A 14031-nucleotide genomic window follows, 5' to 3' on the forward strand; every position below is an offset into this window, starting at 1 on the left:
CTCTTTAAGAATATAAGATCTTTATATAGATCTCTTTATTGGATCTATTATTAGGATCGACGATCTCTGTGGATAAGTGGAAAATGATCAACTAGATCATCGATCTTTAACGGATCAGAACATGTGATCATCCACTGATCTGATCGAGGATGAGCTGGGATCAAAATGGCTAGTTATACACAGGCCAAAAAACAGATCAAAGTTATTATCTGGATAACTATAGGTTGATCACCGGATAAACGCTAACTTATCCACAGATGATTTGTGCAAATAACCATCATTTAAACTGGTTTGGTAATAACAGCTGATAGAATATGACAAAGAGATCTATAACAAGGCGACTAAAAAATCGCCTTGTTAGTAGAAAATCATAAGAGGGGAGGTTTAGAATTGCGAGTTGATCGTATTGAACCACTCTTCTGCTGCATCTTCAGGAACGGGATGTTCTTGGATATCAATAGTGAACAGTTCAGTGAGTGGTGTTGCTCCAATGTCTTCTAATAGATCATAAGCATGCTTGCCTGCTGCGCAGAACGTGTCGTAGCTTGAGTCACCAATGGCCACAACAGCAAACTTCAAATTCTGGGTATTGGGCGGTGTATTTTGAAGAAAATTAATAAACGGTTGAATATTATCAGGATATTCACCAGCTCCGTGGGTAGAGGTGACGATAAGCCAGGTACCTTCAGCGGGAATATCATCGGGATCCGGTTGATTGTGGATCGTCGTATCGACTCCTTGTTCTTGTAGTAGATCGCTTAGGTGATCACCTACGTATTCTGCACTACCTAGTGTGCTGCCGGTAATAATATGGATCATATGTTTATCCTATTGAACGTCTGTAAGTACGGTATTTATTACTGTCATAGTAAGTTCGAGATGTCTGTAACGAGTCAAAACAAATTACTAGTATGATGATATGCAGTAGATTAACACCATGCATTTCATGTCTTTTGTGTTTTAAAACTAATTATTACACTGCAACCATGACTGGCTTTATTCCAGTATCCTATTGTGACAATCAAAGCATTACTAGTGTTCCATGTTGATTTTGAGTAATAAAAAAGGGCTTCTTAGAAGCCCTTTAGATGTTTGTGTAAATGTCTTATTTACCAATACAGAATGATGAGAAAATACGCCCAAGTAAGTCATCTGAGCTGAACTCACCGGTAATTTCATTTAAGTGATGCTGAGCTAAGCGCAGTTCTTCTGCTAGGATTTCTCCGGCCATATAGCCTTCAAGTTGTTCTTTACCTGTTAGCAAGTGTTCTGCTGCACGCTCCAAAGCATCTAAATGACGGCGGCGAGCCATAAAGCCACCTTCTTGGTTGCCAGAGAAGCCCATACACTCTTTTAGATGTTCACGCAGAGAATCAACCCCTTCTCCCGTTTTGGCAGACAAACGAATTAAGATGGATTCTTCTTTTTCGGTGATACCGAGTGACTCACCGGTTTGATCTACTTTATTGCGGATTACTGTCATGCCCATATGATCAGGTAAGCGATCAACAAAATCTGGCCAAATATCTTTAGGATCGGTTGCATCGGTTGTGGTGCCATCAACCATAAACAGAACGCGATCGGCTTGTTTGATTTCATCCCAAGCACGTTCAATACCGATGCGTTCTACTTCATCTGAGGCTTCACGTAGGCCTGCTGTATCGATGATATGCAAAGGCATACCGTCGATATGAATATGTTCTCTAAGCACGTCACGGGTTGTCCCTGCTATGTCTGTCACGATAGCTGACTCTTTGCCGGATAACGCATTAAGCAAACTGGATTTGCCCGCGTTAGGACGCCCTGCAATAACCACCTTCATACCTTCACGCATTATGGCGCCTTGGTTGGCTTCTTGGCGGACTGCATCAAGGTTTTCGATGATGGCATTGAGGTCGCCAGATACTTTACCATCAGCAAGAAAATCAATTTCCTCTTCTGGAAAATCGATGGCCGCTTCCACATAAATACGCAGGTGAATTAATGATTCCACCAGCGTGTTGATGCGTTTTGAAAATTGGCCTTGCAGAGATTTTAGTGCTGATTTAGCTGCTTCTTCAGAACTTGCATCAATTAAATCGGCAATTGCTTCTGCTTGGGTTAGGTCCATTTTATCGTTCAAAAATGCGCGTTCTGAAAATTCCCCTGGGCGTGCGGGACGTACACCTGAAATTAGCAGAATACGTTTGATCAACATATCAATGACGACTGGGCCACCGTGTCCTTGCAACTCGAGTACGTCTTCGCCTGTGAACGAATGTGGATTTGGGAAAAATAGCGCAATACCTTGGTCGAGTTCGACGCCTTCTTGGTTTTTGAATGGCAGGTACTCAGCGTAACGAGGACGTAATTTTTTCCCGGTAATTTCTAGCGCCACTTGTTCCGCTAATGGGCCTGAAACTCGGATAATGCCGACACCGCCTCGCCCTGGAGCGGTAGCTTGCGCGACAATGGTATCTGTAGTCATAACTTTACCTAAGCAGGTTTTTATTTTGCGTAATTGTAATCAGCCAATAACAAAAAGGCGACCTTTTGGCCGCCTTTCGCATTGATTATCTAAGCTTATGCGTTTTTACTATGTAAGCCTTTCTTTTCTAAGGCTTTGTAAATCATGCTTTGTTGAACAAGAGTTACGATGTTCGACATCAAGTAGTAAAGAACCAATCCTGATGGGAAGAACAGGAAGAATGCAGAGAAGATCACTGGCATAAAGGTCATGATTTTTTGCTGCATAGGATCAGTAACTGTCGATGGACTCATTTTTTGAATCATAAACATACTGATACCCATCAATACTGGCAGGATGAAGTATGGGTCTTGTGCAGACAAATCCTGAATCCAACCAAAGAATGGTGAGTGACGTAGTTCAACTGATTCCATCAATGCCCAGTATAGAGAAATGAAGATAGGCATTTGTAGGAAGATAGGTAGACAACCACCAAGTGGGTTCACTTTTTCTTCTTTGTATAGCGCCATCATTTCTTGGCTCATACGTTGACGGTCATCGCCAATACGTTCACGCATTGCTTGCAGTTTTGGTTGCAGCATGCGCATTTTTGCCATTGATGTGTACTGTGCTTTAGTTAGTGGGTACATTGCACCACGAACAATCAGAGTTAAACAAATGATTGCTACACCCCAGTTACTAACGAAGCTTTGGATGAACGATAGTAACATGTGCAATGGTTTTGCGATAAACCATAACCAACCATAGTCCACCACTAGGTCTAGGTTAGGCGCTGTCGCTGCCATTGCATCTTGAAGTTTTGGACCAACCCAAAGTGTTGCTTTGAATTCACCTGTTTGGCCATTGGCAATAGTTTTGTCTTTGGTGGTGATACCAATATCACCATAGCCACTATCTACACGAGTATAGAGCTCAAGATTTTTCTCATCACGAGGAATCCATGCTGTGGCAAAGTAGTGCTGGATCATTGCTGCCCAGCCTTGACCATTTTGCAGAGGAACACTTAGGTTACGGTCCTGCATGTCTTCAAAGCTGTATTTCTTATAACGAGTTTCTTCTGAAGAGTATGCACCGCCATGGTAAGTTGGCATTGCTAGGCTACCGCCTGACTCTTTAAGATTTTGACGCAGACGAGCGTACATTTTAATGTTAGCGTTTTGACCAGATTGGTTATTGATGTCGTAAACCATATCCAGAGCATAACTGTCACGTTTTAAGATAAACGTTTTGGTGTAAGTGATGCCGTTAGCTTGGTAAGTCAATGGCACACGTAATTCATCTTGACCATCTGCCAAGGTATAGCTGTCTTTACTTGTTTCGTAAACCGCACGATTGTTGCTCTGGTCAATACCTTGAGGACCGTATAGGCCGCTTTGAGCGATAAATTGGTGTGTAGGAGTACGTTCAAGCAGAACGAAAGGATTTGATGAATGAAGCTTATCTGAGTATTGGTTCAGTTTAGCTTCTACCACGTCACCGCCAACGGTATCGATAGACAGAGTCAATACATCCGTTTTTACGGTAATGATTTTCGCGGTTGCCTGAGTCGTTGCACCTTCAGTTGCGGCCAATGTATCGGAATCGCCTGCCTGAGACGGCGCAGTTGCATCACTGCTATTTTGAACCTGTTCAATTGCTGGTTGCGATTGAGCGACCTTTGATGCATTCCATTGGTTGAAAAGCAAAAAAGACACTAGCGCTAGAGCAATTAACAGGATATTACGTTGAGAATCCATCGTTATTTATCTCTGTCTTGTTTTTGGACTGGTGGAACGGGGTCAAAGCCCCCTTCGTTCAAAGGGTGGCATTTTAATAGACGTTTGCCTGATAACCAACACCCTTTTACAAAACCGTGAACTCTCAGAGCTTCTAGAGCGTAATTAGAGCAGGTTGGAGTAAACCGACACCGAGGACCGATGAGCGGACTAATTACCCACTGGTAAAGTTTTACTAAACCAATGGCTAACCACGTGAAGGGCGAGACAGGCGTTGCCATAACTTATCGAACAAATTAAACATTTCCTCATTTGACAAATCTTGCGCGCTCTTTTTAGCAATGACAACAAAATCTTTGTTAGGAAGTTTGTGTTGTTGTAAACGGAAGCTTTCTCGAGCAAGACGTTTAAAACGATTACGGCCTACCGCTGTTTTGATTTGTTTTTTGGGAACTGCCAAACCTAAACGAGGATGAGAAAGGTTATTCGCACGGGCAATAATTGTGAAATGGGGAGAGCCAGCTCGATGAGCTTGCTGAAAGACTGTTTGATAATGCTCGGGAGTTAACAAACGTAACTCCCGATTAAACGCGTACGTGTTCAAAATAAACTTAGCGATTATTTTGAAAGGCGCTTACGGCCTTTAGCACGACGAGCGTTAATTACTTTACGACCGTTCGCAGTAGCCATGCGTGCACGGAAACCGTGAGTGCGCTTGCGCTTTAGAACTGAAGGTTGAAAAGTGCGTTTCATTGTTTAGTACCTTACTGATCAGTAGTTTTTAGGTTTATTAAACCCGGCGTGGGCAAATGTCTTCTCTTTATTGTTAAAGATAGGACTGTCCGGCGCCTCTTAACAAAGAGGCGGAATTGTAATCACTGTCACATTAGGTGTCAATGATTCGGTTGCCCAAAGCAAGTCACATTTAAATATATTTAAAATAGGCTTACTTATTCCGGTCGGCAGATTATACGGACAATCCATAAAATCACAAGGATCGTTAGTCGATCCCCACCTGATTTAAGAATCTTTTTAAGCGAGGATCCTGTGGATTAGTAAAAATATCCTGTGGAGAACCTTGCTCAACAATATTACCTTCAGCCATGAAGATCACTCTGTCCGCGACTTCTCTAGCAAACTGCATCTCGTGAGTAACCACTAACATTGTTTGATGATCTTGTGCGAGTTTTTTCATTAAATTAAGAACTTCACCAACCCACTCTGGGTCAAGGGCCGATGTGGGCTCATCAAACAATAAAAGTTCGGGTTTGAGTGCCATGGCTCGGCCAATTCCCACACGCTGCTGCTGTCCGCCAGAAAGTGCCGCTGGATAGTGATCGGCTTTATCACCTAATCCAATGTCATTAAGAATAGATTGGGCCGTTTTGTAAGCTTCGTCTTTGCGCCATCCTTTGACGGTAATTAAACCTTCAGCAATATTTTGCTTAGCGGTCATATGGCTAAATAAGGCGTAGTTTTGAAAAACAAAGCCAGTTTTGCGTCTAAGAGCGAGTATTTGTTTTTTTGTTGCAGTCTGAGCATCAACGTTGAGATCATCTATTTCAATAACCCCTTTATTTGGCGTTTCTAGCCAATTAACACAACGCAAAAGAGTCGATTTTCCGGTGCCGCTGGAACCAATAATGACGATGATTTCGCCTTTATTTATCGACAGATCGATACCCTTGAGAATCTCACTGTCGCCGAAACGTTTGTGAATGTTGTTCAGTGTGATCATCGTAGATATGCCTTATTCAGTTTGTATTCTGCCCAAATTTGCACTCGAGTTAGCACCAAAACTACAACCCAGTAGATAAGAGCCACTGCTAAAAAGGCTTCAAAGAAACGGAAACTAGATGATGCTTCCATCTGAGCCTTTGCCATGATCTCTGTTACCCCTAAGGTAAAGGCCAAAGACGTCGATTTGATCATATCGATGAAATAGTTCATCAAAGAGGGCAATGCGACGCGAGTCGCCTGAGGCAATATGATCCTGCGCATTGCTTGTGATGAATTCATACCGATAGAGAGTGCGGCTTCCATCTGGCTACGGTCAATACCAATAATGGCGGCACGAATGCTTTCTGCCATATAGGATGCAAAGTGCAGGGTTAAACCAATAACCGATGCAGAGAAAGCATCTAATCCCACTAAAGCTGGAATCACTTGAGGTAAACCGTAGTACATCAAAAAGAGCTGAACGAGGAGTGGAGTTCCACGAAAGAAGCTGATGTAAAGTTGGCTCAACTGATCTAACACTGGAATTTTAAAAACACGAATAATAGCGAGAGTCACAGAGAGTACTAGGGCAAAGAGTAGCCCCCAAACCGCCATTGCCATGGTGGTACCCAAATATTTGAGTAGGATAGGCATGAGATCAAGCATGTAGCCAAAATCGAATCCCATGAGTTAATTCTCCATAAATAATTAAGGTGGAATACTGAGATTCCACCTTAAGGTTAATCAGGATGATTTAATACATTACTTGGTAATGTCAGTTTCAAACCATTTTTCAGATATTTTACTTAGTGTACCGTCTGTTCTCATTGCCGTTAAAGCTTTGTTCACTTCTTGCTGAAGTTTTTTGCCTTTAGCATTGTTTACGAAAGGCCAAGCGTTTTCGATTTTTTCAAAAGGAGAACCTGCAAGTTGCAGTGGTAAGCCTGACTTTTTAATCAATTCAAGAGCAGATAGACGATCCATCACAAAGGCATCAGAACGACCTAAAACCACATCTTGTTCAATGCCAGTATCATACGTTTTGATGTTAATTTTGCCATCTGTATCGTATTTACGTAGTAGTTGTTCAAAGTTAGAACCTAAGTTAACAGCCACTTTCTTACCTGCAAGATCTTGGATACCCTTGATCGAGGTATTACCTTTACGTACCGTAATTTGTGCACCATCGATAACGTACGGGTCAGAGAACAGGTATTTTGCTTTACGCTCATTAGTAATAGAGATTTGATTGGAAATGGTATCAATACGACCTGTTTCTAATAAACCAAATAATCCAGAGAAGCTTGCCGTCACAAACTTGACATCATAGTTGTTGCGTTTACCAATCTCATTCCAAAGGTCAACTTCAAAGCCTTGCAGTTTATCCTGTTTCACGAAAGTGAACGGGAAATAGCGGCCTGACATACCTACTTTTACTTCGGTTGCTGCTTGCGCGCTAGCTGCCACAATTGCAAAGCTTGCAATCAAAGCTTTTAACCAATTTTTCATTTTAGAATCTCCACATTTGAATGGCGCTAATATTACTGTTTATCCACTCAATAATAAAAAGAATTAGAAGTTATGATACATAACCGAATAGAAACTTAAAAATGGGGATAACTTCACAGGATCGTGGGATATGTGGATCATAATGTGAGTAAAGTTGGGTAACTTGTGTGGATCCTAAAAATTATGACGAATAGATTGTGAATAACTAGGATCTTATTCACATGGAATTTTGATCAATCGCTGGCGATCTTAGTTATCAACAGGTAGAATTGTCGGTCTTTATCGATCATTGATTTAGAGTGAGGGAAACGTGTCGTCTTCGCTTTGGTTGCAATGTTTGCAACAGCTTCAAGAAGAACTATCAGCTACTGAATTCAGTATGTGGGTTCGTCCGCTTCAGGCGGAGCTTAATGACAATACTCTCACTTTGTTTGCTCCTAACCGTTTTGTTTTAGACTGGGTGAGAGATAAATACATCCATAATATCAATCGGTTACTGCAGGAGTATTGTGGTAATGATGTCCCTAATTTGCGCTTCGAAGTGGGTAGTCGCCCTGTCGTAGCGCCAAAACCTGCGCCTGTGCGTACCAAGGCCGATCTTGCGGCAGAGTCGTCTGCGCCTGCTCAGTTGGTGCACCGTAAACCGGTTCACAAAACATGGGAAGATGATGAAGACGAAGTAGCGGACATTCGTCACCGTTCTAATGTTAACCCTAAGCATAAGTTTAATAATTTTGTTGAGGGTAAATCTAACCAACTTGGTTTAGCCGCAGCACGCCAAGTCTCTGATAATCCTGGAGCTGCTTATAACCCATTGTTCCTTTATGGAGGGACCGGTTTGGGTAAAACTCACCTATTGCACGCGGTTGGTAATGCCATTGTGGATAACAAACCGAATGCGAAGGTCGTGTATATGCACTCGGAACGTTTTGTTCAGGACATGGTAAAAGCACTACAAAATAACGCAATTGAAGAGTTCAAACGTTACTATCGTAGTGTTGATGCATTGTTGATCGATGATATTCAGTTTTTCGCTAACAAAGAACGTTCGCAAGAAGAGTTCTTCCACACGTTTAACGCATTACTTGAAGGCAACCAACAGATCATTCTGACTTCAGACCGCTATCCAAAAGAGATCAGTGGTGTAGAAGATCGTTTGAAATCTCGCTTTGGTTGGGGCCTTACCGTCGCAATCGAGCCTCCAGAGTTGGAAACTCGCGTTGCGATTTTGATGAAAAAAGCGGAAGACCATCAGATTCATCTACCAGATGAAGTGGCGTTCTTTATTGCTAAACGTCTGCGTTCGAATGTTCGTGAGCTAGAAGGTGCTTTGAACCGTGTTATTGCGAATGCGAACTTTACCGGTCGTCCAATTACGATTGATTTCGTACGTGAAGCGTTACGTGATTTACTAGCGTTACAAGAAAAATTGGTTACCATTGATAACATTCAGAAAACGGTCGCAGAATACTACAAGATTAAAGTGGCAGACTTATTGTCTAAACGTCGTTCTCGTTCAGTTGCTCGTCCTCGTCAGCTTGCCATGGCGCTGGCTAAAGAATTGACTAACCACAGCTTACCCGAAATTGGTGATGCATTTGGTGGACGAGACCACACGACAGTTCTTCACGCATGTCGTAAAATAGAACAATTACGGGAAGAGAGTCATGATATTAAAGAAGACTACTCGAACCTGATTCGGACGCTTTCATCTTAAATCGCGTGTATGCTTTGCGCTGATTTGTTCCATCGTTTAAGAGTTAACTATGAAATTTACCATTGAACGTAGCCACTTTATTAAGTCTCTACAGCAAGTGTCTGGCACTTTAGGTGGACGGGCGACTTTGCCGATTTTGGGTAACCTGTTACTGAAAGTTGAAGATCACCAGCTTTCCATGACGGCGACTGACTTGGAAGTGGAGTTGGTGAGTCGTGTTGCGCTTGAAGGTGAATTTGAGGCCGGAGCGGTAACCGTTCCAGCGCGTAAGTTTTTAGATATTTGCCGTGGTTTACCTGACTCTGCTGTGATTACAGTGGTTTTAGAAGGTGATAGAGTGCAAGTACACTCTGGTCGCAGTCGCTTTTCTTTGGCGACATTGCCTGCTGCTGATTTTCCTAACATTGAAGATTGGCAGAGTGATATGGAGTTAACTATCACACAAGGCGATTTACGCAGCTTGATTGAAAAAACGCAATTTTCAATGGCGAACCAAGACGTTCGTTACTATTTGAACGGTATGCTGTTTGAAGTTGACGGTAATGTTCTGCGATCTGTTGCTACGGATGGACACCGGATGGCGGTATCTACGACTCAATTTGACGCCAACCTTGCTCAAAGCCAATTGATAGTACCGCGTAAAGGGGTTCTAGAACTGGTTAAACTATTAGATGTTCCAGAGCAGACTGTGACGTTACAGATTGGTAGTTCAAATATTCGTGCGGAAGTGAATAACTTTATCTTCACTTCTAAATTGGTTGATGGTCGTTTCCCTGATTATCGTCGGGTATTACCACAAAATACCAATAAAACATTACAAGCAAGTTGTGATGAATTGCGTCAAGCTTTCTCTCGAGCGGCTATTTTGTCGAACGAGAAATTCCGCGGAGTTCGTGTTAACTTGGCAAATAATGAAATGCGTATTACTGCCAATAACCCAGAGCAGGAAGAAGCCGAAGAGATGTTGGATGTCTCTTTCAGTGGTGAGCCTATCGAAATTGGTTTTAATGTGAGTTATATCTTGGATGTGCTCAACACACTTCGGTGTGAAAATGTTCGTTTTTCTATGTCCGATGCTAATGCCAGTGCCTTGGTCGAGAATGTAGAAGATGACAGCGCTATGTACGTTGTTATGCCAATTAGACTGTAGTTTCTGAGCTATTTGCGCAATGCCGCTTACTCGTCTAGTTATTTCGCAATTTCGCAATATCGAAGCCTGTGATATTTCTTTATCATCAGGCTTTAACTTTCTTATTGGTCCGAATGGGAGCGGAAAGACAAGCGTCCTTGAAGCTATTTATTTGCTTGGGCACGGGCGGTCTTTTAAGAGCTCCATCACTGGTCGAGTTATCCAAAACCAGTGTCAGGAACTCTTTGTTCATGGTCGTTTTTTGAACCCGGATCAATTTGAGTTACCAATTGGCATTAATAAGAAGCGTGATGGCTCAACAGAGGTTAAAATAGGCGGTCAGGCTGGCCAAAAATTAGCACAATTAGCTCAAGTATTACCACTGCAACTAATTCATCCAGAAGGCTTTGATTTGCTGACGGATGGACCAAAACAGCGACGTGCATTTGTTGATTGGGGAGTCTTTCATTCCGAACCCGCTTTTTTTGAAGCATGGGGACGATTTAAGCGGCTCAACAAACAACGCAATGCATTGTTGAAGACAGCAAAGAGCTATCGCGAGTTAAGTTACTGGGATCAGGAGCTAGCTCGTCTTGCTGAGCAAATTGACCAGTGGCGCAGTCTTTATGTTGAACAGATAAAATCTGTTGCTCAGGCGTTATGTTCGTCTTTTTTACCTGAGTTTGAAGTCGCGGTAAAATATTACCGAGGCTGGGATAAAGAAACTCCATATCTAGAGATATTGGAGAAAAATTTCGAAAGAGATCAACTGTTGGGTTACACCTTCAGCGGCCCTAATAAAGCCGATTTAAAAATAAAAGTGAATGGAACACCAGTGGAAGATGTTCTATCACGAGGTCAGCTAAAATTGATGGTGTGTGCACTGCGTGTAGCGCAGGGACAGCACCTCACCGAACTGACAGGAAAGCAATGCATCTATTTAATTGATGATTTTGCCTCCGAACTAGATAGCCAGCGTCGTAAGCGTCTTGCTGATTGCTTAAAATCGACGGGGGCTCAAGTATTTGTAAGTTCTATTACTGAAAGCCAAGTTGCCGACATGGTCGAGCCGAATAGCAAGATGTTTCATGTGGAACATGGTGAAATAGGGCAAGGATAAAATAGTGAGAGAGTAACTCATGTCGAATAATTACGATTCATCGAGTATTAAGGTACTGAAGGGTCTGGATGCAGTACGTAAGCGTCCTGGTATGTACATCGGGGACACAGATGATGGCACCGGTCTACACCACATGGTTTTTGAGGTAGTGGATAACTCAATTGATGAAGCGTTAGCGGGTTACTGTAAAGATATCGTAGTAACGATCCACGAAGATAATTCCGTTTCTGTCAGCGATGATGGCCGTGGTATTCCAACCGAATTGCACCCGGAAGAAAATGTCTCTGCTGCTGAAGTTATTATGACGGTACTGCACGCTGGTGGTAAATTCGATGACAACTCTTATAAAGTGTCTGGTGGTTTGCACGGTGTAGGTATTTCAGTTGTAAACGCCCTATCAGAGAAAGTGGAATTAACCATCCATCGTAATGGCAAAATCCATACTCAAACTTATCACCACGGTGTACCAGATGAGCCATTAAAAGAAATTGGTGATACTGAAGACTCTGGTACTAAAGTGCGTTTCTGGCCAAGTGCAGAAACCTTTACCAATATCGAATTTGTGTATGAGATTCTGGCAAAACGTCTACGTGAGTTGTCATTCTTAAACTCAGGTGTATCTATTCACCTACGTGACGAGCGTGAAGATAACAAACAAAACCACTACATGTACGACGGTGGTATTCAAGCGTTTGTTACACACCTTAACCGCAACAAAACACCAATCCATGAAAAAGTATTCCACTTTGTGCAAGAGCGTGAAGATGGCATCACTGTAGAAGTGGCATTGCAATGGAATGATGGTTTCCAAGAAAGCATTTTCTGTTTCACCAACAACATTCCTCAACGCGATGGTGGTACTCACCTTGCTGGTTTCCGTGCGGCGTTAACTCGTACACTGAATTCATACATGGATAAAGAAGGTTACAGCAAGAAAGCAAAAACCTCAGCGTCAGGTGATGATGCTCGTGAAGGTTTGACGGCTGTTATCTCGGTTAAAGTGCCTGATCCAAAATTCTCAAGCCAAACCAAAGACAAGTTGGTTTCTTCTGAAGTGAAATCTGCAGTAGAAACCACAATGGGTGAGAAGCTAGGTGATTACCTAGCTGAACATCCAAACGAAGCGAAAACGATTTGTACCAAAATTATCGATGCAGCTCGTGCTCGTGAAGCCGCGCGTAAAGCACGTGATATGACTCGTCGTAAAGGTGCGTTAGACCTTGCAGGTCTTCCAGGTAAGTTGGCTGACTGTCAGGAAAAAGACCCTTCTGTTTCTGAACTGTACATTGTGGAAGGGGACTCGGCTGGCGGATCCGCTAAACAAGGCCGAAACCGTAAAAACCAAGCGATCTTACCTCTTAAAGGTAAAATCCTAAACGTTGAAAAAGCACGTTTCGATAAGATGCTTTCTTCTCAAGAAGTAGCAACACTGATCACCGCTCTAGGCTGTGGTATCGGACGTGACGAATACAACCCAGACAAACTTCGTTACCACAACATCATCATCATGACCGATGCGGACGTCGATGGTGCGCACATCCGTACGCTACTATTGACCTTCTTCTACCGTCAAATGCCTGAATTGATTGAACGTGGTTACGTGTACATCGCTCAGCCACCACTTTACAAAGTGAAGAAAGGTAAGCAAGAGCAGTACATCAAAGATGAAGAAGCAATGACTCAATACCAAATTTCTTTGGCATTGGATGGCGCTTCTCTACACGTGAACGCTGACGCTCCTGCATTGGCTGGTGCACCGCTTGAGAAATTAGTGCAAGAGTACAACGAAGTCGTGAAACTAACGAAACGTATGAGCCGTCGTTACCCTCACGCATTGGTGTACGAGTTCACTTATGTTCCACGTTTGACTGAAGAAACTCGTCAAACTGAAGCGGGTGTTCAAGCTTGGGCTGAACGTTTAGTGAAACAACTGAACGACAAAGAGTCTGGTGCAAGTCAATACAGTTTTGAAATTCATCATGATGAAGAGCGTCAAACTTATCTGCCTCGTATCAAGGTTCGTACTAACGGTGTGACCCACGAATACTTAATCAGTGTTGATCTACTTAACTCACGTGAATACGCGAAAATAGCGGATCTATCTGAGTCACTAGATGCACTCATTGAAGACGGTGCTTATGTGAAACGTGGAGAACGTAACCAACCAATCTCTAGCTTCTCACAAGCGATTGAATGGTTAGTGAAAGAGTCTCGTCGCGGTCTAGCGGTACAGCGATACAAAGGTTTGGGTGAAATGAACCCAGATCAGTTATGGGAAACCACTATGGACCCAGAAACTCGCCGTATGCTACGTGTAACGATTGAAGATGCGGTTGGTGCAGACGAACTGTTTACCACACTAATGGGTGACCAAGTTGAACCACGTCGTGCCTTCATTGAAAACAACGCACTGAAAGTAGCAAACCTTGATGTGTAGTTGCATTATTCTTTGAATAAAAAGCCACTCTTCGGAGTGGTTTTTTTATGTTTGAGAAAAAATTTAAAAAAATCCCTTGAAAGCGCAAATAGTGACCTTATATCTATTGTTGAAGAGGATGCCGATAGGGCCTCTGGAAAGGTTGCAATGTGAGTCGCTCAGATGAGGACGACAGAGCAACAAATAGATAGAAAACTTGATGGCCTCATGTCATTGAT

The 14031-nt window shown here is 42.7% G+C and carries 13 protein-coding genes; 4 read left to right on the forward strand and 9 right to left on the reverse strand.

The window, feature by feature from the left end; translation table 11 throughout:
• Positions 1 to 384: 384 nt before the first annotated feature.
• The 9 genes from mioC to JCM16456_RS00040 form a co-directional block, all read right to left on the reverse strand.
• Entirely contained in the window at positions 385 to 819 is a 435-nt protein-coding gene (gene mioC / locus JCM16456_RS00005; protein WP_068711259.1) for an FMN-binding protein MioC, read from the reverse strand.
• 286 nt (positions 820 to 1105) lie between these two features.
• Positions 1106 to 2467 (reverse strand): tRNA uridine-5-carboxymethylaminomethyl(34) synthesis GTPase MnmE, encoded by a 1362-nt coding sequence (mnmE, locus tag JCM16456_RS00010; protein ID WP_068711260.1) that lies wholly within the window; start codon positions 2465 to 2467, stop codon positions 1106 to 1108.
• A gap of 95 nt (positions 2468 to 2562) precedes the next feature.
• Positions 2563 to 4203: a membrane protein insertase YidC gene (gene yidC / locus JCM16456_RS00015; RefSeq protein WP_068711262.1), complete on the reverse strand. Its 1641-nt coding sequence runs from the start codon at positions 4201 to 4203 to the stop codon at positions 2563 to 2565.
• A gap of 2 nt (positions 4204 to 4205) precedes the next feature.
• Positions 4206 to 4463: a membrane protein insertion efficiency factor YidD gene (gene yidD, locus JCM16456_RS23220; RefSeq protein ID WP_082712189.1), complete on the reverse strand. Its 258-nt coding sequence runs from the start codon at positions 4461 to 4463 to the stop codon at positions 4206 to 4208.
• On the reverse strand, positions 4430 to 4753 hold the full coding sequence (gene rnpA, locus JCM16456_RS00020) for a ribonuclease P protein component (protein ID WP_231894410.1): 324 nt from the start codon (positions 4751 to 4753) through the stop codon (positions 4430 to 4432). Before rnpA ends, yidD begins: the two co-directional genes overlap by 34 nt.
• A gap of 47 nt (positions 4754 to 4800) precedes the next feature.
• A complete protein-coding gene (gene rpmH, locus JCM16456_RS00025) occupies positions 4801 to 4935 on the reverse strand; it encodes a 50S ribosomal protein L34 (RefSeq protein WP_068711266.1) in 135 nt (44 codons plus the stop codon).
• Positions 4936 to 5182: 247 nt separating this feature from the next.
• Positions 5183 to 5920, reverse strand: coding sequence for an amino acid ABC transporter ATP-binding protein (locus JCM16456_RS00030; protein ID WP_068711269.1), 738 nt, complete (start codon positions 5918 to 5920; stop codon positions 5183 to 5185).
• Complete coding sequence (locus JCM16456_RS00035) at positions 5917 to 6588, reverse strand: amino acid ABC transporter permease (RefSeq protein ID WP_068711271.1); 672 nt, start codon at positions 6586 to 6588, stop codon at positions 5917 to 5919. Before JCM16456_RS00035 ends, JCM16456_RS00030 begins: the two co-directional genes overlap by 4 nt.
• A gap of 75 nt (positions 6589 to 6663) precedes the next feature.
• Positions 6664 to 7410 carry an amino acid ABC transporter substrate-binding protein gene (locus JCM16456_RS00040; protein WP_068711272.1) on the reverse strand — a complete coding sequence of 249 codons (747 nt, stop codon included), beginning with the start codon at positions 7408 to 7410 and terminating at the stop codon, positions 6664 to 6666.
• Positions 7411 to 7720: 310 nt separating this feature from the next.
• Here JCM16456_RS00040 and dnaA point away from each other — a divergent pair, with 310 nt between their 5' ends.
• From dnaA to gyrB, 4 genes are read left to right on the forward strand one after another with little or no spacing between them, the layout of a single operon-like run.
• Positions 7721 to 9127: a chromosomal replication initiator protein DnaA gene (dnaA, locus tag JCM16456_RS00045; RefSeq protein WP_068711274.1), complete on the forward strand. Its 1407-nt coding sequence runs from the start codon at positions 7721 to 7723 to the stop codon at positions 9125 to 9127.
• A gap of 49 nt (positions 9128 to 9176) precedes the next feature.
• Positions 9177 to 10277, forward strand: a complete 1101-nt coding sequence (gene dnaN / locus JCM16456_RS00050; protein WP_068711276.1) for a DNA polymerase III subunit beta — start codon at positions 9177 to 9179, stop codon at positions 10275 to 10277.
• A gap of 19 nt (positions 10278 to 10296) precedes the next feature.
• Positions 10297 to 11376 carry a DNA replication/repair protein RecF gene (gene recF, locus JCM16456_RS00055; RefSeq protein WP_068711278.1) on the forward strand — a complete coding sequence of 360 codons (1080 nt, stop codon included), beginning with the start codon at positions 10297 to 10299 and terminating at the stop codon, positions 11374 to 11376.
• Positions 11377 to 11395: 19 nt separating this feature from the next.
• Positions 11396 to 13813 carry a DNA topoisomerase (ATP-hydrolyzing) subunit B gene (gyrB, locus tag JCM16456_RS00060; protein ID WP_068711281.1) on the forward strand — a complete coding sequence of 806 codons (2418 nt, stop codon included), beginning with the start codon at positions 11396 to 11398 and terminating at the stop codon, positions 13811 to 13813.
• Positions 13814 to 14031: the final 218 nt, after the last annotated feature.

Source organism: Vibrio tritonius (genome assembly GCF_001547935.1).
GTDB classification, from domain to species: Bacteria; Pseudomonadota; Gammaproteobacteria; order Enterobacterales; family Vibrionaceae; genus Vibrio; species Vibrio tritonius.